Source organism: Deinococcus roseus (genome assembly GCF_014646895.1).
Classification (GTDB): domain Bacteria; phylum Deinococcota; class Deinococci; order Deinococcales; family Deinococcaceae; genus Deinococcus_C; species Deinococcus_C roseus.
This window is the reverse complement of the sequence record NZ_BMOD01000027.1, coordinates 41,236-61,361: the sequence shown is the minus strand read 5'-3', so window position 1 is coordinate 61,361 and position 20,126 is coordinate 41,236. Positions and strand designations below refer to the sequence as shown.

Genomic DNA, 20,126 nt, shown 5'->3' with positions numbered 1-20,126 from the left:
GTTCAAGCAGCCTGGGAAGAACTTCGAAACCTCAGAGAACTGTTCAAGTCACCTGTCCCACTCGGTGCGTAACTTCAGTTATGGAGTCTCAGGGTTCTGAAATTTCAAAGTGCTGATTCTCCTGACAAACCCAGCAAAAACCCCTGAATGTCTTGCAGGGCTTCCAGAGCTTCAGGCAATGCGGGACCCCAGGCGGGCCACACGTGCCACATGTCTGGATGGACCTTCAGGGCGGTGGTTTCAGGCCTGAAGGCTGCCAGACGCTCACTGTCGCTGAGCAGCACTTCATGGTCTCCCACCAGACACAACAAGGGAGGAAGGTGCTGCAGGCCAGAGAACAGGGGCGAGGCCAGCGGATCTGTGGCAGGAACGCCTTGCAGGTAAGCATCTGCTGCGTCTTGCAGACCTTTCTGGGTGACCATGGGATCCAGGGCCGCCCGGCTTTGCATGGAAGCTCCGCTCTGGGTGAGGTCCAGCCAGGGGGAAATCAGGAAAGCCCCTGCAGGCAAGGGCAACTTCTGTTCTTGCATCAGCAGCAAACCCGAAAGCACCAGTTGCCCCCCTGCTGAATCTCCGCCCAGAACCACCGGACCAGAGGTGCTTTGAAGCAGAGCGGTGTAAGCCTTCACCACAAAATGCAGCGCTGCTGGAAAGGGATGCTCTGGAGCCAGCGGATAATCCAGGGTGATGACCTGCCATCCGGTGGCCTGGGTCAGCAAAGCCGCCAGAGGCCGGTGGGTTTTGCTGGATCCCTGGGTGAACCCTCCTCCATGCAAATACAGCACGGTGCCTGCAGGACGATCTGAAGTCCACAGCCTTTCCCCTGAAATTTCCCCGGTCAGGGCTTCCCACTGCACTTCAGAAGGCAGAGGGGTTTGCAGGGCCTCGTTTTCCCAGTTCAGGCGCTGGGTTTCCAGGGGCAGGATCTCCTGAGGTGAAGCAGAGGGTCGGGGCCTGAGGGTTTTGCTCTGTTCGCTGGGCATGGGACTCCTTTGGGGTTTCTGGATGCCAACATGATACAGCCAGAGGCAAGCCACTTCCTTTTCTCAGAGCTCCGAAAATCCAGAATTTTAAAATTTTGAAGCTCCGAAAATCTGAAACTCTGGAGCTTCAAAATAAAATTGCTTTTACAGGACAGCATCCAGCTTTCTCAGGTTGTTCAGGCTGATCTGAATGGATTCAAAAGGATCACGTCTGCACAGGTCCTGTTCCACCACCAGCCATTCCACCCCGACCTCTTCTGCCACCTGCAGGATGTCTGGGATGTTCAGGATGCCCTCTCCGACTTCTGCAAAGAACTGTTCTTCTCCAGCCTCCATGTCTTTCAGGTGCAGCACAGGGCAGCGGCCCACCAGCTTTTTCAAAAATTGCGCCGGGTCTTCTCCACCTCTGGCCACCCAGTACACATCCAGTTCCAGTTTGACGTTCTGGGGATCGGTGTTTTCCAGCAGGAGGTCAAGTGCGTATTCTCTGTCAAAGCGCACGAATTCCCAGTCGTGGTTGTGGTACAGAAACTGGATGCCCCGTTGCTGGCAGGCCTCGCCAATGCGGTTGAATTCAGCAGCACAGGAAAGCACCTCTGCTCTGTCTGCAAAACGGTGGGAGAGGGTCACGTACTTGCCTCCCACCTGATGCAGGAAGTCTGCCACGCCATCCAGATCGGTTTGCAATTGCTCCAGGCTGGCATGGGTGCCCATGATGCGCACCCCCAGGTCGTCCAGATGGGTTTTCATCTGCTCCAGGGTGATGCCTGCTGGAGGTGGGCCCAGTTCCAGGGCGGTGTATCCGATGCCTGCCACCGTGCTGAGGGCGCCCAGAAAGTCATTTTGCAGGTGGTCACGGATGGTGTAGGGCTGCAGGGCCACAGGAAATTTTTTCATGGCAGGCTCCTTGTTCAGTCGTCCAGACGGCCATGTTTCAGACCGAGGGGAAGGGGAGAGGGACGATCCCTCAGGGGAGAAATGGAAACGTGTTGCCCACGCTGGGAAGACTCGAAAATGCCCAGGGTGGTTTCCAGAAGGTGCCGGGCGAGTTCACCACTGGCGCGGTGTTTGCGGCCTGATCGCAGGGCATAAGCCATGTCTGCAACCCCCACCCCCCGGCTGTTCTCTGCAAAACCATGCGAGTACGGGAATTCTTTGAGGGTGCCGTCGGGTTGCAGCAACCGGATGGGGCCACTGAACATGTTGGGATCTGGCACGAACAAAACGCCCTCGGTGCCGTAGATTTCCAGCCTGGGACTGTACCCGAAGCTCTCCTTGGCGACCTGCAGGGTGGCAATGCAGCCTCCTGCCAGTGCCAGGGTGGCACTGGCATGTTGCGGGGCACCCACAGGAATGGTCTGCCCAAAAAGGGGTGAATGGGGGTTGTTTACAGTGAGGGTTTCCCGCACCCGTCCCACCATGCCACTGACTTTTTTCACTGGACCCAGCAGATGGACCAGGGCAGTGAGGTAATAGGGGGCCATGTCAAACAGCGGATCCCAGCCCTGCTGGAAGAAACTGGCAAAGTTGGGGTGCAGAGCATCAAAGGCGTTGCCCATCAGAACCTGGCCGTGGGCGGCATAAGGGGTGCCAATCCAGCCGTCTTCAATGAGTTTGCGGCAGGTCTGCAGGCCCGCACCGAAGAAGGTGTCTGGCGCACAGCCCACCCGCAGCCCTTTTGCAGCGGCAAGTTTGAGCACGGTGTCTGCATCTTGCAGAGAGAGGGCAAAGGGTTTTTCGGTGTAGACGTGCTTGCCTGCGTTCAGGATTTGCACATTGACCTGGGTGTGCACGGCAGGGGAGGTCAGGTTCACCACAATCTGGATGTTCGGGTCTGAGAGCAGTTCTTCCGGGGTGCAGGCTCTGGGGATGCCAAATTCTGCAACTCGCTCCTGGGCGGCCTGCAGGTTCAAATCTGCCACGGCCACCACCTCAATGACACCGAAAGCACGGGTGAGGTTCTGCAGGTAGATGCTGCTGATGGCTCCGCAGCCAATGATGCCCACCGGGGTTTTTTGCATGGATGTCCTCCTTGAGGAATGGGGGTTTCTCCCAGTGTGCTCCATTTGTCGAATCGATTCAATAAGATTCCACAGGGTGACCAGACAACCCTGGCTTTCCCCATTGTTTCAGAAACGACCCATCTGGCCAGGAACCCGCATGAAAAATCCTGAAGCTGCAAGGCGCTTCAGGACCAGAGGGGAGAAAAGGCAAATCCAGCTCAGGGAGCTGCAGAACTGGCTGCAGGGTTTTCCTGACACATCACCTGATCTGCTGTGGAAAGGGTTACCGCACAGAAACGGTCCTCCAGAACCAGCCTTCCCGTCACACCTTGCAGGGAAGGGGGCAACAGGGCCTGGCCTTCGTCATCCAGGTAAATGGTCTGGCCTGCAGCCTGCAGGGCAGCCCCGGCGGCTTTCTCCTGCGGGTTCCAGAAAAAAGTGATCCAGCGGGAAACCACAAAATTGCTTTTCCAGTCCACAGGCAGGATGCCCTGGCGGCTGATCCGCACCGACAGGTTGACGTTCTGCACCCCCAATTCGATGGGCAGGGTGTTGGGATCCACAGCAATGTTGTAGGTGATGTCCACCCGCAGACCCGTGATCAGCAGGTCGCCTGCGGCATTGGTGCGACCTGCCCCCTCTCCATTCAGGCGAATGGGAAGGTCAGGCTGACCGGTGTGCAGCAGCAAAGCCACTGGAGCCACCGGAGCATCGCCCAGGGTCACCTGATCTCCTGCCACCGTGAGGGTGCCCGACACAGCGCTTTGCCATTGCTGGCTGGAGTTGACGGCCAGTTGCGCATTCACCGGTCCTTTGTACTGCACACTTCCCTGCACCATCTGGGCATCGGCAGAGACCTGGGTTTCAAGGGATTCAGACCACTGGATGCGGGCACTTCCCTGCAAACGGCCTGCGTGCTGCAAAGACACCTCGCTGTTGGAGGTGGGATTCCAGCGCAACCCCACCCGCACATCTGGTCTCCTGTCGCTGCCTGTCCAGTTGAGGTTGCCAGACAGCAAAAGGTCAGGGGTGATCCTGAGTTCTGCCCCCACCCCACCCGAGAAAGCCCCAGAAAGCTGGTACTGGGCCTGACCGTACATTTTCCACTGGTTTTGCTGAAAACCAAGCCCCAGACCCAGACGGCTGGTGTTCCAGTCAGGAAAGTTCCCTTCTCCGTTGAGGCGCAGGAACACAGGACCCCAGTGCTGGGTGTAGGTGCCCTGGCCCTCCACAGCCAGTGGCCCTGTGAAGGTGTCTTTCAGGGTCAATCCCAGCATCGCTCCCTCACCTTCGCTGGTCTGGTAGAGCTGGGTGCTGGCCGACCAGTCTCCCGGAGCCCAGTGGGCCTGGCCCGTCAGCAGCATGTTGGAAGCCAGATGGTAACTGGCCCTGAATCCCACCACCGGAAGGTCGGGCTGCTGAACTGAATTCCACCAGCCTGCCTCTCCCCACAGCTGCCATTCGTCAGGGGTGAGGTTGCCGGTGTCTGCAAAAGCAAAGCGCTGGATGGAACGTCCGGTGGAATCGCGGATGTCCACCCGCACCTCACCCTGTTTTCTGGGCAACACAATGCCCTTCAATTGCAAGGTTCCAGGAAGTTGACGGCCTGCATAAAGCAGTTCACCCTCCAGAAACACCTGCACCTGAGACTCCAGGGGAAGCTGCAGGATGATGGGCTCCATGATGCGCGGTGGCACCTGATGCCAGCCCACCTGAACCCCGGAAAGGCGACCCGGCACGGTCAGGGGCGGGTTCTGGTAGATGAGTTGCGCTGTTCCAGCAGGATCAAATTGCCACGCCAGTTTTGCAGAGGGCTCGGTCACGGTCCAGCCTTCTGGCAGCAGACGGTTGTACCCAAGCTTGCTGCTGGCCGAGAAGGTGAAATCGCTGTACTGCAGGACAGGTGCCACAGCGAAGCTTCCCGACAGGCTTTCTGCCAGGATGCCCGTTCCACGCAAGGCAGCAGAAAAAGGCATCTGCAACAGCAGCACATCCAGGGTGTCCTGCTGGGCCACAGGTTCGATGTTCACTTCACGCCGGGAAAGCAGTGCGAAGTTGGGGCTCAAATTGAGGATCAGGCTGGAAAAATCCAGCTTCAGGTCCAGCTGGCTGGACAGCTTCAGGTAGGTGATGCCCTCACAGGTGAGGGCCTGCACCGTGTAACCTTCCTCGCCGGGTTTGAAGGTTTCCCGGGTCAACCACACTTCATTGCCAGTGCGGCGCATGAACTGCAACCCTCGGGACTGCTTCCCCACCGACACCTCCAGGCCTTCATCGGCAAGGTCGCAGATGTTCTGGGTGGTTTGTGCAGCAGCCTGATCCCAGAGCAGCGCAGCAGTGAGCATCAAAGCCTGCCAGAGCATGGTCTGGATGGGCTTCATTGGAGCGGCAGGACCTCGGTTTGCATCTGGCCTCCCAGGGCTTTGTAGCTGAGTTTCAGGTCTCCCAGCTTTTCACCCCAGCCTTTCAGCACCCAGGCGTATTTTCCTCCGGCAATGATGTTGGCGGCATTGAGGGCAAGCTTGTCTGACCCCAGCTCTGCCACAATGTCCTGGGCCAATCCCCGTCCATTGCCCGTGTTGCTGGCCGTGAGTTTGAGGTCTGCGCCTGTGCGCGTCACCGACCAGCCCAGTTGAGGGGAAACGTCCTGATTGCGCACCAGCACTGGCAGGGTGACGCGCAGTTTGGTGAGCACCTGGGTTCCTGCATCTTTTTTGGGTGCAGGAACTTCTTCCACAATGACCTTGTAGGCCTGTTCAGGCACCTGGGGTCTGTTGCGCACCACCACCCGGATGGTCTGCTGGGCTCCGGGCTGCAGGGTGAACTGCAGGGGGTTGACCACCAGATCGCGGGTGGACAGGTAAACGTCTCCATCGGGCTGGGTCCACAACACCACAGTGATGCGGTACACCGAGGTGGTGTCTGAGGTGTTGCGCACCACCGTCAAACCTCCGGTTTGTTCGCGCAGGTCCACATGAATGCTGGTGGGACTGAGCTGAAAGCTGCCTGCCAGAGCGGAAGAAAGAAGACACAGGGCTGTCAGGGGAGCCACCCAGAAATGCTTGAGTACCATAACACCTCTCAGTATAGAAATTTCCCATCACCACAAAATGAAAGTGTTGACCTTCAGCTGGAGACACCGGGAAAATCCTGGGTAAGAGAAAAGCAGGCCGGAACACTTCCGGCCTGCTTTTGACCTGCAGAATTACTCGGGGCTGCCGTCAACCAGATCGATGGTGACGGTGACGGTTCCGCTGTAGTCGCCTGCAGCAGCGTCAAACTGGCCAGCGTCAACATCGGCAGTGATGGTGTAGCTGCGGGTGTAGGTGGGTGCATCGGCGGCATCGGTGATGGTTTCGGTGCCGGAAGGCAGGGTGTCGCTCAGGCTGACGGTGAGGGTTTCGCCGGGCAGGACATCATGGTCCAGATCGAAGGAGCTGCCACCGGTGCGGCTGAGGGTGTAAGAAGCGCCGTCGTTGCACTGCACGGTGACGGTGGCGGAGTCACTGGGGGTGTCTGCGCCGTCAGCAGTGGCGGTGTAGTCGGACAGATCAATGTTTTCGGTGGTCAGGATGCAGGAGTTCAGAACGGTGGTGGTGATGACCACGTCAGAGGTGTTGGTGCCTCCATCGGTGGCGACCACACCGGTGGGTGCAGCGAGGGCAGTGGAAAGGGACAGGGCGGCGATCAAAGCAATCATTTTGCGCATGTGAAACTCCTTGTTTCTGAGAGAAGAGGGCGTGAGTCGGGTGGTGCTTGCGGATGGATTCAGTTGAGGAGGTCAATGGTGAGGGTCTGGGTGTCCGAGTAATCCCCGGCGGCGGCACTGAACTGCCCTGCAGGAATCAGGTAGGAGAGGGTGAAGGTCACTGGCTCCCCATCGGCAGTGTAGGTGCGCAGTCCATCCAGGGTGATGCCATCAGAAATGCTGTCCAGCAGGTAAACCAGGTACTCGTTGGGCAGGGTTGCATGCACCATGGCGGGCTCGGTGGTGGTGGGACCGGGGTTGGAAATCAGTTCCAGGGTGTACTGGGCACCATCGTTGCACTGGATGCTCACTCCTGCGGTGCTGGTGGTGAGGTCGGTGCTTTGCGTGGCGGTGTAGTTGGTGAACACCGCATCGGTGGTGGTGAGGGTGCAGGAGTTCAGCACCTCGGTGGAGATGGCGGTGTCTGAAGTGTTGCTGCCGCCGTCTGTCACAGTGACTGTGCCTGCTGCAGATGCTGTACAGAACAGGGTGAGGGCCAGGGCCAATGTGCGTTTGATCATGGGTTCTCCTCTAGAGGCTCCATTCAGGGAATGTAGCGGGCCAGGGCGTAATCGTTGTTGTTGCCGGTGACAAAGGATGTGCCAGCCAGGTAGATTTTGTTGTTCCACACTTTGATGGCCTGGCCGGTGTCAGAGTTGGGACCAACCACGGTGACGACCCGGCCCGATTTTCCGAAGGTGGAATCGAGTGCCCCTGCGGTGGTCAGACGAACCATTGCCAGATCATAGTTCCCGCCACTGCTGCGGGTGCGTCCTGCCAGCACGATCTTGCCGTCTGCTTGCAAGTCAAGCCCATTGGCCTGCTCCTGCCCGATGTTTGATCCGAAGCTGATTTGAGTGATGCCTGCGTTGCCGAAACTGGTGTCAAGGGCGCCTGAGGTGGTGTAACGCACGGCCACAAAGTCTTCATTTGATCCAGCTGTGAGGATGCTGGTTCCTGCCACCACAATCTTTCCATCAGGCTGCAGAACAATCGCGTTGGCCCTGTCGTTGTTGGCATTGATGGGGGTTACGGTTCTGCCGGTGGTGTTGAATGTGGTGTCCGGGGTGCCGTTGCTGTTGTAGCGGGCCACCACGAATTTGGTGAAGGTGCTCACCGTGGTGTAACCGCTGACCACGATCTTGCCGTTGCTGTCGATGGCCACTCCGGTGATTTCATCGGCTCCATTGCTGGCAGAAATCGCATCCGTGCGTTTGCCACCGGTGCCGAAAGTGGTGTCCAGGGTGCCGTTGCTGTTGTAGCGGGCCAGTGCAAAGTCCTTGCCAGAAGTGGAACTGGTGGTGAAGCCAGCGACCACGATTTTGCCATCGCTCTGCACGGCCAGGGCGTTGCCTCCGTCTGCTGCAGCACCCGTTCCCATGTTGGTGAGGACTTTTCCGCCGGTGCCGAAAGTGGTGTCCCGGCTGCCAGTGGCGGTGTATTTGACCAGTGCAAAGTCTGCGTCAGTGGTGCTTCCACCGCGGGCCACGCCAGCCACCAGGAAGGAATCGTCTGCGATCACCTTGACGGCCTTGGCAATGTCGGTGTCAGCAGCGCTGGTGGAGATGTTGTCTTTCAGGATGCCGTTGGTGCCAAAAGTGGTGTCCAGGATGCCGTTGCTGTCGTAGCGAGCGATGGCGAAGTCATAGATGCTGGTGGCGGTGACGTAGGTCTGACCCACCAGAATGGTTTTGCCTGCATTGCCCCCCTGCTGCTGGATGTCCAGACCGAAGCCCTGGTCATCAGGTGTGGTGGGATGTGCGCTGATGGAAGTGGTGGTCAGACCGTTGGTGCCGAAGGTGTTGTCCAGCAGACCGCCAGCAGGGGAGACTGCCAGGTTGAAGGTTTCGCTGTAGCTGCCGCCTGCCTGATCGGTGACGGTGATTTGCAGAGGAATCGAGGTGGGGGCAGCAGTGATGGACTTGCCTGCTTTGAGTTTCAGCACCCCGGCAACCACTTCAAAACGGCTGTCACTGAGGCTGTAGCTGAAGCTGTCACCAGGGGTGTTGTCGATGACGGTCAGGTTGCCCACCACTGCAGCGTCTGTGTAGGAGGCCACGCTGGTTGCAGAAAGGTCCAGATCGGTGGGGTGGTCGTTGCGGCTGATCAGCACCTCGGGAGCGCCAGGCATTCCGGTGATGCGGATGTTCTGCATCAGGGTGCCGCCGGAGAGGGAACTGCCCCGCATCTTGATCACACCGAAGCCTGCAGGAGGGGTGACCAGACCGGCAACCCTGTCACTGCTCTGCTCATCTTCGGTCTGCACCACCACTGCAGGGGCTTCACTGCCAGCAACAAACAGCATGTCCACAGAACGGGGGGTGCGGGGACCCACAGGAACCTTGTAGGAAAAGGTCACCCTGCCGTCGTACTGGGTGAGGGTGGGGTTGCCGGGGAGGGTGCGGTCATAGTCGGTGCAACTGGTGTTGAGGCAGTGGCGCACCGCGAAGCCCCACGGGAAGAAATAGGCTCCGTAGGCACCATGAAAAGGTGCCACCAGGGCTTCTGGAAGCACGTACATGTCTGCAAAAGAGGGGTTGGCGGTGGTGGCATCCAGCATGCGGTGGGCGGGAATGATGCTGTTGGCCACGGTGCTGTCTTTGAACTGCACATTGCTGCTGTCGCGCATGCTCAGCACAGCCGTGTGGTCAATGGTGGCATCATCATCTGCACCCAGGAACACGATGTTGGAGGCCTGCGCCCAGGTGATGGCTCCGAAGCCGTTGCGGACTTTGAAGGTGCTGTACAGGTAACGGGTGCCAGCAAAATCGTTGTAAGGGGTGGCGTTCTGCACCAGTTGCAGGTCATAGGCAGCATTGGCCACGCCCTGTTTGTTGATGCTGCCATCTGCATTGGCTCCAAACCACTGCACCTTTGCATTTTCTCCGAGGGTCACCTGAACATAACCCAAAATCTGGAATTTTTTGCCCTGGCTGGGCGGATTGGGCTGGACAGGTGTGGAATTCACTCTTGGAGTGCTTCCACAGGCGGCCAGCAGGGTGGTCAGGGCCAGAAGAGCGCCGTATCGTTTTCTCATGTATTCACCTCAGGTGAGACGGAAAGAGGGCTGCAGAATTTCAGAAGGGCTGGCTATAAACATTTCAGGTGGGTCGGAACCACGTCAGGTGAATGACAAGAAATCAAAATCAATCCTGGTGATTTGTTTGAGCCACGGGCAATGGAAAGACTTCCTGAAATGCCACCATCAGGAATTCTGACTTTGGATGCTCTTGATCTGTATGAGAACGCTCACAGACAAGAGACTTGTCTGTCGCGAAAAACACCTGAGGTATACCATGGTTGCTGGTGAAATTGTTTCACCAGTTGAACCGCAGAGAGGAATCTGAAAAACCATTGAACATTTGCAACTTTATTTCAAAAGATGAGTTGCAAGAGAAAGGGCGAAGTGTTTTGTCCTGCCTCAAGAGTAACTCACAAATCCTGAAATTTGTTCAGCTTTGACTCAGCTGGAACAGACTTGTCTATACATGTATCAGGTTTCCTGGGTCTGTTGGGTGCATACCAGTGGCGTTGCTGGTCAGAAGGTGGCCGAAAAAATGCTTTTCAGGACGAATTTTTGACCAAGGTGACATATGCTTTAACCTTAAACCACTTTATGAAAAGACCCCCAGAGTGCTTTTCTGAGAGATGTGACTTTTCATCTGTCAACCAGGGAAACCTCTGACTCACCTGTGGGGCGGCTGAAATTTGTGCTCGCCCACAAATTTGCCTGCATTGCAAGCTTTCGGGAAATCATAAGACTGTGGCCCATTTGCCTGAAAAACCCCTTGAGTTTCAAGTCCACACGAAAATGCATGTGATGGGTTTCTGCTGTGGCAATGAAAACTGTGACAATGAAAAGATGTGCAAAACAAAACCAGAAATGACACGTCATTGTGGTTGTGATCTTTTGGCAGAGCCCTGACCAGCATCATCCGGCAAAACCCTCAAGAAGCAGCCGTCACCCGATTGCGCCCGGCTTTTTTGGAAGCATACAGGGCCTGATCTGCAGCAGACAGCAGGGTTTCGCCAGTTGTGCTGCTGGTGGAAGCCACCCCCACAGAAACCGTGATGAAAGGCAATTTCAGCCCATCCTGGGTGAGGGGTTGCATCTGCTCGGTGCCTGTGCGGATTTTTTCGGCCACCTTGAGGGCAGTGTCCAGATCGGTTTCTGGGAGCAGCACCACAAATTCCTCTCCGCCATAACGGCACACCAGATCGCTGGACCGCACCGTGCGGCCCAGCAATTGACCAAAGCTTTTCAGCACTGCATCTCCCGCTTCATGGCCGTGGGTGTCGTTGTAGCGTTTGAAGTGGTCCACATCCAGCATCAGCACGCCCAGAGGATGCAGGTGGCGGGCGGTGCGGTCCAGTTCCCTCTGGTAGGCCTCCTCGAAGTAACGCCGGTTGTACACCCCGGTCAGCCCGTCCCGGATGGACTGGTTGCGCAGGGCTTCCCGCAGCTGCAAATTGGCAATGGCAAGGGCCAGTTGCTTGGCCAGATTGCGGGTCAACTGGTTCTGGTCCGGGCGGTGTTCCGTGTTTTTCACCCGGAAGATGCCCACGGTGTCACCCTGAGCGAGCATGGGAACACACTGATAATTCTGGGTTTCTCCCATGAAAGGGCAGGGCATCATCTTGTGGTCCGGGTGCACCTCGTAAGGCTGTCCAATGCGCAGGGAGAAGCACTCGCTGGGGGTCATGGTGAGGGTGTGCAGGTTCAGCGGATCGTTGCCCCACACCACAAACTGGCTGAGCTGGTTGCGGCTGGCATTGAACAGCATCACCTCTCCAGAACTTCCCGGCAGAAAGTCCGGCAGCAGGAAAGTCAGGGTGTGGTAGGCCTCCTGCAGGGTCAGGCAGGTTTGCAGCTGGTCGGACAGGCTGGACAGGCGGGTGATTTCGGAGTTGATTTTTTCCAGGGCCAGATTGTTATGGGTGAGGGTGGTCTGCGAATCCTGAATGGCCTGCCGGGAGAGCACCAGTTTCTGGGCCATGTGGTTGAAATCCTCGGCCACCAGACGGGCTTCCTGGAAGGGGACATGGGTGGGAACCTGATGGGAGTAATCGCCCTGCGTGATGGCCCGGGTGCCCTGCAACATGCGCTGGAACACCAGGGTCATTCTGGAGGCCAGCCTCAGGCCCTGCCAGAGTGCAGCCAGGGCTGCCAGCAGCATGCCCAGCAGGCTGCTGATCTGGATGATCCGCAGGGTGGACTGGCTTTTGTTGCGGGCCGAAGTCAGCAATTCCATCTGCACGGTCTGAAGCTGGGCCATCAAGAGGCGCAGGTGGTCCATGCGGCGTTTGCCTGCGTTGGAGGTCACCAGACGCTGGGCCTGCTGGAAGTTCACCGCGCGCAGCTGCTGCAGGCCCTTGGCGTACTGCAGCCAGTCTTTTCCTGCATCGTTGATGTCCTGCAGCAGTTTCAAGCGGTCCTGCTGGCGGTTTCTGGGACCGTCCAGAATCAGGGTTTGCACGTCAGCAATGCTGCTGGGAAATTGTTTTTTCCCCAGTTCAAAAGGTTCCAGAAACTCGGTTTTGCCGGTGATCACGTAACCGCGAGAGCCCGTCTCCAGGTTCAGCAGGGCTTCCATGATGCCCTGGGTCTGGTTTTGCTCCTGGGTGTAGCGTTCCTGAATGAGGGTGTAGTAGCTGTTCAGCAGGTTGCCCAGCAACACGACCACTGCAGCGAACACCAACAACACCCAGGTGAGGACTTTGTGCTGGAGGATGTAGCTCCGAACGGTCCGCATGTTCTCATGTTAGCCACTTCCGCTGAGAAAGATGCTGGGAAATTTCTCATCTTGAAGTCAGACTGGTGGGTTCAGTCCTCTGATGCAGGTTTCCCCGTTACACCCGCACCCTTCCAATCAGGAGCAGGCGCAGCAACCCCACCCCGATGAACAGGCACAGGTAGGCACCCGAGGTCCAGTGTTCCAGCAAACTGACCGACCATCCTGCTGCCAGTCCTGCCAGAAAAGAGGCACTGCCGTTCAGCAGGTTGTTGAGGGCGTAATACCCCACACGGGGTTTGTTGTGGGTGGCTTTTACCCCAAGATCAAAAAGCGAAAGGTTGACGGTGTTGTAAATCACGGCTTCCAGCGCGGCCAGCACCCACACCAGCCACACCTGATGGGTGACATCCAGCAGCACCAGCACCACAGGCAGCAGCACCGCACTGAGCAGGATGGAGCCCTGCAGCACTCTCCTGGGCGGACAGCGGTCAATCACCAGTCCCACCCCGTAATTGGTGAACAGCGTGGTCAGCGAAGCCAGGGCTGTGTAAATCCCAATCTGGGTCATGCTGAGGTGCTGTTTTTGCAGCAAGTAAGGCACCACCAGCACGGTCAGCAAAGCCTGCACGATGCTCCACATCACGGTGGTTTTCACGAAAGGCAAAAATTCACGGTCTCTCAGGGGACGGGTGAAACCTTCCCGGAAACGCATGGTGGGGCTGTCGGGGTTGGGGTCCAGGTAAGACAGGTACAGCAGCACCGAAAACACCCCCATGCCCAGTGCAGCAACAAAAAGCCAGCGGTAACTGTCCGGTGAGGCGATGTGGTCAATCAGCAGCCCTGCCCCCACCGAGGCGGCCATGGTGAACACCCCACTCAGGCCGTTGCGGTACCCGAAGTAACGTCCGCGCACTTTTTCCGGGACCACATCGGACATGATGCCCTGCCACAACAGGCCCGAGGCAGACTGGAACACGTGGGCCAGCACCAGGCTGAGCAGCACCAGGGTGATTTTGCCATCCAGCGGAATGAAAGGAAAGGTGGCCAGGATGGGCAGCAAACCCGCCACCCGGCTGAAGATGCCCAGGTAGAACATCAGCTTGCGGCGGGTGCTGATTTTGCCCGAGAGCCAGGCACTGAAGGGTCCCACCATCTGGGACAGAAAGGGGATGCTGCCTGCCAGGGCCAGCATTCGGGTGTCTGCCCCCAGGTGACTGAGGTACCCGATGGTGATGGGTCCCAGCAACCAGTTGGCATACACCGACCAGACGCAGCCTTCCAGGATGGCGATTTTCATGGTGCGGCCCCGGAGTCCAGAGGGAATCAGGGCAGCAGGAACAAGTGCAGGGAGCAGGGGCACGGGTGGGTTTCCTTTGCTGGGATGAGAAGAGGGGAATTTGAAGGATCAAATTCTTGCGACAGCACCCAGGGGTGGGGTGCATTTTTTCGAGCATAACCACTGCTTTTTGACCCTCAAGCCTGATGTATAGGAGAGCGCTGAATGGCTTACTGGAGCGGTTTTTGTTGAGAATGACTTATCAGCAGAACCGGGGGCTGCAGGATTTGCGAAAAATCAAATTTTGACCTTCGCAGCCTGTCAAAGTCAAGCAAGAGAAAAGGGCCTGCATCCTGCCTGCTGCCCAGCATGAAGTTTTGAAAATTTTTTCGGGAAGTCCTTCGTTTTGAAAATTTGAAAATTGAAAATTCTGTTTCTGGTGCAAGAAATTTTCCATTAAGCCTGATGGCTTTGATCTATACCATTGCGCCCTGTTCCCCTTCAGCCTCTGGCAAAAATCCTGTTAAGCTTCAAGCATGAACAAACCAGACCATTATCTGGCGGCAGAAAACCGTTATGCACACATGAAGTACGCAAGGCTGGGCCGCAGTGGCCTGCTGCTGCCCCGCATCTCCCTGGGCCTCTGGCACAACTTTGGTGGGGTGGACCGCCTGGAAACTGGACGCAAGATCCTGCGCACCAGTTTCGATCTGGGCATCACCCACTTTGACCTTGCCAACAACTACGGCCCCCCTCCAGGCAGTGCCGAGGAGAACTTTGGCCGCGTTCTGGCCTCGGATTTCAGGCCTTACCGTGATGAACTCATCATTGCCACCAAAGCTGGATACGACATGTGGGAAGGGCCTTACGGCAACTTCGGGTCCAGAAAGTATTTGATTGCCAGCCTGGACCAGAGTTTGAAACGCATGGGTCTGGATTATGTGGACATCTTCTACCACCACCGCCCCGACCCTGAAACCCCTCTGGAAGAAACCATGCGTGCCCTGGACCACATCGTGCGCAGTGGGCGTGCGCTGTACGTGGGGATTTCCAACTACAAACCCGAGCAGACCCGCCAGGCCTCCCACATCCTGAAAAGCCTGGGCACCCCTTTTGTGATTCACCAGCCGTCTTACAGCATGTTCAACCGCTGGATTGAAGAGGGCCTGCTGGAAGCCCTCAGGGATGAAGGGATTGGCAGCATCGTGTTTTCCCCACTGGCCCAGGGCATGCTGACCGACAAATACCTGAAGGGCATCCCCGAAGATTCCCGTGCTGCCCGTGCCCACTTCCTGCGTCCGGAGCACATCTCTGAAAAGCGTCTGGAGCAGATTTTCCAGCTGAACCAGTTCGCAAAAGAGCGTGGTCAGACCCTGGCGCAGGTGGCACTGGCCTGGGTGCTGCGGCACAGCGAAGTCACTTCTGCACTGATCGGGGCCAGCCGTCCCGAGCAGGTCACAGACGCAGTGGGTGCACTGGACAACCTGACTTTTACCGCAGAAGAACTGCAGACCATCGAAGGCATCCTGCAACAGTAAACCGCACTTTTTCGGGGAGGCTTTATTGATGTTCGCAAAAAGAACTGCAAGTTCTTTTTGCTGAGCAAAGCGAATAGAACGGTTCAGATGGTCAGATCACCTGCCCTTGTTTTTGCGTAGATCAATAGGGCCTCCCTTTGAAGCATCTGGAGAGAGAACATGCCCATTTTGCACACCCCTCAGGGCTGGATTCTGGAAACCCGGAACACCGCCTACGCTTTTGGAATCAACGCTGCTGGACTGCTGGTGCACCGCTACTGGGGTGTGAAACTCCCCAGAGCTGCAGATTACCCGGCTGCAGAAGTTCCCCAGTCCGAAGTGTCTTTTGTGAACCCACCCCACCTGAGCCAGGAGGAATTTCAGGCATATGGAGGCCTCAGGTACGCAGAGCCTGCCATCAAAATCAGCACGGAGCAGGGCATCCGGGACAGCGTGTTGTCTTTTGTGGACAGCCATTTGAACGGTCATATTCTGGAAATCGTTCTGCAGGACGACCTGACTGGCCTGCAAGTCACGTTGCATTACCGCATCGATGAACAGGCAGACCTGATCGAGCGCTGGACCACCCTGAAAAACACCGGAAGCCAGACGCTCACCATCGAACGTGTCTTCTCTGCAATGTGGCATTTGCCTGCAGGGGAGACCTACTGCCTGACCCACCTTTCGGGCCAGTGGCTGGATGAATTTCGCATCCAGAAAGATGTTTTGCAGGAAGGCAGCAAAATTCTGGAAAGCCGCACCCTCACCACCAGCCACCTGCACCACCCGTTTTTTGCTGTGGACCGTGCAGATGAAACCGCCAGCGAAACCCACGGGGAAGTCTGGTTCGGGCTGCTCGCCTGGAGTGGAAACTTCAAACTGGTGGCTGAAAAAACCAACGCCCACCAGACCCGCCTTCTGCTCGGGGTGAACGACTGGGATTTCGAGTGGACTTTAAAACCCGGAGAAAGCTTTGAAACCCCCACCAGCCTTGCCGGATACACCAATCAGGGATTTGGAGCAGCCAGCAGGAACCTCCACCAGCACCTGCGCGGTCAACTTCCCCATCCTGGCCTCACCCGCAAAGTGCTCTACAACTCCTGGGAAGCCACCACCTTCGATGTCACCGTGGAAGGCCAATCTGCACTTGCAGAAGTGGCTGCGAGAATGGGCATTGAACTCTTCGTGATGGACGACGGCTGGTTTCAGGGCCGTCACCAGGACACTGCCGCACTGGGAGACTGGTGGCCCGATGCACAGAAATTCCCGGATGGCCTGAACCCCCTGATTGAAAAAGTCAAAGGTCTGGGGATGGATTTCGGACTGTGGGTGGAGCCGGAAATGGTCAACCCCAACAGCACCCTGTACAGAGCGCACCCCGACTGGGTGTACCACTTTGAAGGCAGAGCACGCAACGAAGCCCGAAACCAGCTGATCCTGAATCTGGGCAGAACGGACGTGCAGGACCACCTGATTGCCCTGCTGGACGACCTGCTGAGCAAACACGACATTTCCTTCATCAAGTGGGATTTCAACCGTTACGTTTCAGAACCAGGCTGGCCCTCTTTTGCGGGCAACCCGAAAGAACTGTGGGTGCGGCACGTGCAGGGACTCTACCGGGTGTGGGGCACCCTGCGGGAAAAACACCCTGCTGTGGTCTGGCAAACCTGCTCTGGTGGAGGAGGCCGTGCAGACGCAGGCATGCTCAGGATTGCAGATCAGGCCTGGATCAGCGACTGCACCGACCCGGCAGCAAGACTGCAGATTCAGGAAGGCTATTCTCTGGTGTACCCGGCAAACACCATGGAAGCCTGGGCCACCGACTGGGGCAAGGACCGCTTCTCGCTGGAGTTTCGATTCCATGCTGCCATGTGCGGGGTGCTGGGAATTGGCGGGCACATCCTGCACTGGTCTGAAGCGGAAAAAACAGAAGCAGCAAACCTGATCCAGCAGTACAAAGGGATCCGGCACATCATCCATCAGGGAGACCTTTACCGGCTGCGTTCCCCCAGCCAGCACCCGATTTCCGCTGTGCAGTACGTTTCTCAGGACCAGCGGGAAAGCGTGGTGTTCACCTTCAAAACCCATGTGTCCCGCTACTACCAGCCTGCGCCTACCCTCAAGCTGCAGGGTCTGGACCCCCGGGGAACCTACCAGCTTGGAGATGAGGTGCGTTCCGGTCTGGCCTGGATGGAACGCGGCCTGGACGTGAAACTGCAGGATTTCCAGAGCCAGGTGCTGCTGCTCAGACGGGTGGAGTGAACCCTCAACAATCCAGAAGGGCTGGAGGATGTTTTCCTTCAGCCTTGTTCTGATCTACAGGTGTTCCAGCGTATTCCGGGTGCGTTCGTTTTGCAGGTTTCCGGTGTTCAGGGTGGTGGCGGGCTCCAGCATCATCACCCAGGTTTCCTCGGTGTGGGCAGCAGGGCAGTGGTGAACGCCTTTTGGCACGATCAGGAATTCACCTTCCTCCACCAGCACTTCGCGTTCATCGGGGTCGCGCAGGCCCATGCGCATCACGCCACGCACCACCAGAAACACCTCGTCTTCGTTTTCGTGGAAGTGCCAGTCAAACTGGCCTTTGAATTTGGCGAGTTTCACCTGCTGGCCGGACCATTCCCCCACCACGCGAGGGTTCCAGTGGTCGGAAATCTGGCTGAATTTCTCCTGCAAATTCACTTTTTTCAGGGGTGTGTCGGTCATGGGGTTTTCCTTTCGGGGTGCAAGCCTGTTCCATTTTAGACGAGGGAGGGCAGGGCAAAAGAGAGGGGTTGCAGGTTGCGGGTTGTTGCAGCCCTCCAGAGGATTGAAGCAAATCACAAAAAACAAAAAGTCCAGCAGTGCCACAATGGCAGCATGACCCAGATTGAAAACATCCGGCTGGAAACTGCCTGGAGCAGCTCCCATGAAGGTTTTTTTCGACTTCCTGTGTATCAGGGTGGTGCGTCCCAGATCGCCTTTTTTTACCAGACCGGATCTCCCACCCATCCTGGAAACAGCATCCGTTATGGGGTACAGGTGCTGGACCCGCAGGGGGAAAGGATCCTGCTGGACAGGCAGGCTGCTTCTCTGGAAGAAGCCCTGAGTGAATTTGAACGGCTTTATCCGCAGATCCAGACACAGGGGCAGCAGGTGCTGGATTCTGGACAGCTGTCTTTTTGAGCGCCGTTCAGAAACAGGACTGGTGTTGTGCAGGTCAAGACCCTATGCTGAAGGCAGAAAGAGGTCTTTTTGAACAACGTGCACACCATCAGGCTGGTTGGAAGCCTGACCAGAGATCCCGAATTGCAGCTTTCCACAGGCGGCAGACCCAGCTGTGAACTCCTTCTGTCTGGAGAGGAAAAAGTTCAGGGTCCTGCCGGAGAACGCATCCTTCCCTGGATGCATGGGGTTTTGCTCACCGGACCTGCGGCCCGCACCGCGGTGGAAAAGTACAGCAAGGGACAGGTGCTGTCCATCGAAGGCCATCTGGAGCAGCACACCTGGAAACTGGGAAACGGCCAGAAAGCCTCTGTCACCCGAATCCGGGCCAGCAGTGTGGAACGAATTGAGCTTCCAGATGCCCGCTTCACCACCGATCAGGAGGGCAATGTCCGGTTGAAAGGCGGGGTGAATGAGGTGGTTTTGCAGGGGAAACTCCTGCGCACCCCCGACCCCAGGTCCACCTCTGCCGGCACCCCCCTGCTGCATTTCCCGCTGGTGGTGATGGAAACCTACACCGATGTGGATGGTCTTCCCAACGACACCTACCACCAGTTTGAGTGCGTGGCCTGGCGTGAAGTGGCAAAAGGCATGGGGCAGTACAGCGAGGGGGATGTGCTGCGGGTGCAGGGTCGCCTGAAAATCGACCAGTGGACCGACCGCAAGGGAGAACAGCACACCGCCACCCGTGTGGAGGCCAGCCAGCTGGAACGGATTCAGGTGGCCAGACAGAAGCCTCTTCAGAAGGGCAAAAAACCCAGAAAGTGACAGGCAGTTCCAGCTGAATTCACAGCAACTTTTGCAGGTGGGTGCGCACAAATCTGGGAAGGTCTTCTGCTGGAATGCGGGCCAGTTCAGCAAAGGACCTGCCATCCTGCAAAAGCCTGCCCACCAGCTCCCAGCCCACAAAATAGGCTTCGCGTTCCAGGGCTGTGGTGCCCTGTCCCATGGTGAACTGGAAGACCACTTCAGATTGATCCTCTGACAGAAAAGGCAAGATGCCTGCAAAGATTTCGGCAGATTGTTCCCGACACCGGGCAAGCCACCCTGGAGACTGTTGCATTTCAATGTAACGGGTCTCGGGCTGGCCAGGGAAAAGCTGCTGGCTGACCCGCGTGGCCAGTCCCTCTTCCAGCACCACCTGAGCAATGCTGCGCTCCCAGCTCGGGGTCAGCTTTCCGAATGAATGGTGCACCACATGGGTGAGCTCATGGGGGAGCAGGATCTGGTAAAGCTCCAGTGGAACCTCGATGGGCAAAGCCAGAAAGGTGAGGTCTTCCTGGGGAACCACAAAGGGGTTTGCTTCAAAATTTCCCACAAAAGTGATCACCTGCAATGCCACAGGTCCAGGGGCTTCCAGCAGGTGCATCACCTGTTGCAGGGCAGGCAGAACCTGCTGTTGAACGGGCTTGTGCCTGGGTTTCCAGAGAGAGCAGCACTGCAGCTTTTTTGGGTTTGGTCGGTGCAACAACATTGGTAAGCTTACCAATTTATTCTAGACAATGAGAAAATCCTTTGCTAAAAGCGCTTTTTTCTCTGGAATGGATTTCTGGATGTCGGGATTGATCTCTTGCTTTGTGCAAAACGGAACAAGAATTTTTCGTCTGAAAGAGACTTTTTCATGCCAGACCTCCGTAATGGCAAATTTTCGTTGTCTGTTTCT

Annotated in this window: 16 protein-coding genes; 4 read left to right on the top strand and 12 right to left on the bottom strand. The window is 57.1% G+C overall.

Annotated features, from left to right (window positions below; all coding sequences use genetic code 11):
• Positions 1-104: 104 nt before the first annotated feature.
• The 10 genes from IEY52_RS22380 to IEY52_RS22335 form a co-directional block, all read right to left on the bottom strand.
• Entirely contained in the window at positions 105-983 is an 879-nt protein-coding gene (locus IEY52_RS22380) for an alpha/beta hydrolase (protein ID WP_189007313.1), read from the bottom strand.
• 144 nt (positions 984-1,127) lie between these two features.
• Positions 1,128-1,880 carry a sugar phosphate isomerase/epimerase family protein gene (locus IEY52_RS22375; protein ID WP_189007312.1) on the bottom strand — a complete coding sequence of 251 codons (753 nt, stop codon included), beginning with the start codon at positions 1,878-1,880 and terminating at the stop codon, positions 1,128-1,130.
• A 14-nt stretch (positions 1,881-1,894) separates the two neighbouring features.
• Positions 1,895-3,004, bottom strand: a complete 1,110-nt coding sequence (locus IEY52_RS22370) for a Gfo/Idh/MocA family protein (protein WP_189007311.1) — start codon at positions 3,002-3,004, stop codon at positions 1,895-1,897.
• A 200-nt stretch (positions 3,005-3,204) separates the two neighbouring features.
• Positions 3,205-5,367: a fimbria/pilus outer membrane usher protein gene (locus tag IEY52_RS22365; RefSeq protein ID WP_189007310.1), complete on the bottom strand. Its 2,163-nt coding sequence runs from the start codon at positions 5,365-5,367 to the stop codon at positions 3,205-3,207.
• Positions 5,364-6,059, bottom strand: coding sequence for a fimbrial biogenesis chaperone (locus tag IEY52_RS22360; protein WP_189007309.1), 696 nt, complete (start codon positions 6,057-6,059; stop codon positions 5,364-5,366). Before IEY52_RS22360 ends, IEY52_RS22365 begins: the two co-directional genes overlap by 4 nt.
• A gap of 132 nt (positions 6,060-6,191) precedes the next feature.
• A complete protein-coding gene (locus IEY52_RS22355; RefSeq protein ID WP_189007308.1) occupies positions 6,192-6,695 on the bottom strand; it encodes a Csu type fimbrial protein in 504 nt (167 codons plus the stop codon).
• A 59-nt stretch (positions 6,696-6,754) separates the two neighbouring features.
• A complete protein-coding gene (locus IEY52_RS22350) occupies positions 6,755-7,255 on the bottom strand; it encodes a spore coat protein U domain-containing protein (protein ID WP_189007307.1) in 501 nt (166 codons plus the stop codon).
• Between the two features lie 23 nt (positions 7,256-7,278).
• On the bottom strand, positions 7,279-9,771 hold the full coding sequence (locus IEY52_RS22345; protein ID WP_189007306.1) for an NHL repeat-containing protein: 2,493 nt from the start codon (positions 9,769-9,771) through the stop codon (positions 7,279-7,281).
• Between the two features lie 910 nt (positions 9,772-10,681).
• A complete protein-coding gene (locus tag IEY52_RS22340; RefSeq protein WP_189007305.1) occupies positions 10,682-12,487 on the bottom strand; it encodes a diguanylate cyclase in 1,806 nt (601 codons plus the stop codon).
• Positions 12,488-12,584: 97 nt separating this feature from the next.
• Positions 12,585-13,829, bottom strand: a complete 1,245-nt coding sequence (locus tag IEY52_RS22335; protein ID WP_189007303.1) for an MFS transporter — start codon at positions 13,827-13,829, stop codon at positions 12,585-12,587.
• A gap of 452 nt (positions 13,830-14,281) precedes the next feature.
• Here IEY52_RS22335 and mgrA point away from each other — a divergent pair, with 452 nt between their 5' ends.
• On the top strand, positions 14,282-15,283 hold the full coding sequence (mgrA, locus tag IEY52_RS22330) for an L-glyceraldehyde 3-phosphate reductase (RefSeq protein WP_189007301.1): 1,002 nt from the start codon (positions 14,282-14,284) through the stop codon (positions 15,281-15,283).
• A 159-nt stretch (positions 15,284-15,442) separates the two neighbouring features.
• Positions 15,443-17,524, top strand: coding sequence for an alpha-galactosidase (locus IEY52_RS22325; protein ID WP_189007300.1), 2,082 nt, complete (start codon positions 15,443-15,445; stop codon positions 17,522-17,524).
• A gap of 54 nt (positions 17,525-17,578) precedes the next feature.
• Here the strand turns inward: IEY52_RS22325 and IEY52_RS22320 are convergent, their stop codons facing one another.
• Positions 17,579-17,965: a cupin domain-containing protein gene (locus IEY52_RS22320; RefSeq protein WP_229684918.1), complete on the bottom strand. Its 387-nt coding sequence runs from the start codon at positions 17,963-17,965 to the stop codon at positions 17,579-17,581.
• A 153-nt stretch (positions 17,966-18,118) separates the two neighbouring features.
• On the opposite strand from IEY52_RS22320, the gene IEY52_RS22315 reads away from it, so the two are divergent.
• Positions 18,119-18,424: a hypothetical protein gene (locus IEY52_RS22315; protein WP_189007298.1), complete on the top strand. Its 306-nt coding sequence runs from the start codon at positions 18,119-18,121 to the stop codon at positions 18,422-18,424.
• Positions 18,425-18,502: 78 nt separating this feature from the next.
• Positions 18,503-19,231 carry a single-stranded DNA-binding protein gene (ssb, locus tag IEY52_RS22310; RefSeq protein ID WP_229684919.1) on the top strand — a complete coding sequence of 243 codons (729 nt, stop codon included), beginning with the start codon at positions 18,503-18,505 and terminating at the stop codon, positions 19,229-19,231.
• A gap of 19 nt (positions 19,232-19,250) precedes the next feature.
• Here ssb and IEY52_RS22305 read toward each other — a convergent pair whose 3' ends face one another.
• Positions 19,251-19,835: a hypothetical protein gene (locus tag IEY52_RS22305; protein ID WP_189007295.1), complete on the bottom strand. Its 585-nt coding sequence runs from the start codon at positions 19,833-19,835 to the stop codon at positions 19,251-19,253.
• Positions 19,836-20,126 lie beyond the last annotated feature (291 nt).

Bases quoted from the DNA above. Each gene is read 5' to 3' on its own strand.
- mgrA (WP_189007301.1), top strand. From the start codon at position 14,282: ATGAACAAACCAGACCATTATCTGGCGGCAGAAAACCGTTATGCACAC.
- IEY52_RS22350 (WP_189007307.1), bottom strand. From the start codon at position 7,255: ATGATCAAACGCACATTGGCCCTGGCCCTCACCCTGTTCTGTACAGCA.
- IEY52_RS22380 (WP_189007313.1), bottom strand. From the start codon at position 983: ATGCCCAGCGAACAGAGCAAAACCCTCAGGCCCCGACCCTCTGCTTCA.
- IEY52_RS22365 (WP_189007310.1), bottom strand. From the start codon at position 5,367: ATGAAGCCCATCCAGACCATGCTCTGGCAGGCTTTGATGCTCACTGCT.
- IEY52_RS22320 (WP_229684918.1), bottom strand. From the start codon at position 17,965: ATGACCGACACACCCCTGAAAAAAGTGAATTTGCAGGAGAAATTCAGC.
- IEY52_RS22325 (WP_189007300.1), top strand. From the start codon at position 15,443: ATGCCCATTTTGCACACCCCTCAGGGCTGGATTCTGGAAACCCGGAAC.
- IEY52_RS22370 (WP_189007311.1), bottom strand. From the start codon at position 3,004: ATGCAAAAAACCCCGGTGGGCATCATTGGCTGCGGAGCCATCAGCAGC.
- IEY52_RS22355 (WP_189007308.1), bottom strand. From the start codon at position 6,695: ATGCGCAAAATGATTGCTTTGATCGCCGCCCTGTCCCTTTCCACTGCC.
- IEY52_RS22315 (WP_189007298.1), top strand. From the start codon at position 18,119: ATGACCCAGATTGAAAACATCCGGCTGGAAACTGCCTGGAGCAGCTCC.
- IEY52_RS22345 (WP_189007306.1), bottom strand. From the start codon at position 9,771: ATGAGAAAACGATACGGCGCTCTTCTGGCCCTGACCACCCTGCTGGCC.
- IEY52_RS22360 (WP_189007309.1), bottom strand. From the start codon at position 6,059: ATGGTACTCAAGCATTTCTGGGTGGCTCCCCTGACAGCCCTGTGTCTT.
- IEY52_RS22340 (WP_189007305.1), bottom strand. From the start codon at position 12,487: ATGCGGACCGTTCGGAGCTACATCCTCCAGCACAAAGTCCTCACCTGG.
- IEY52_RS22375 (WP_189007312.1), bottom strand. From the start codon at position 1,880: ATGAAAAAATTTCCTGTGGCCCTGCAGCCCTACACCATCCGTGACCAC.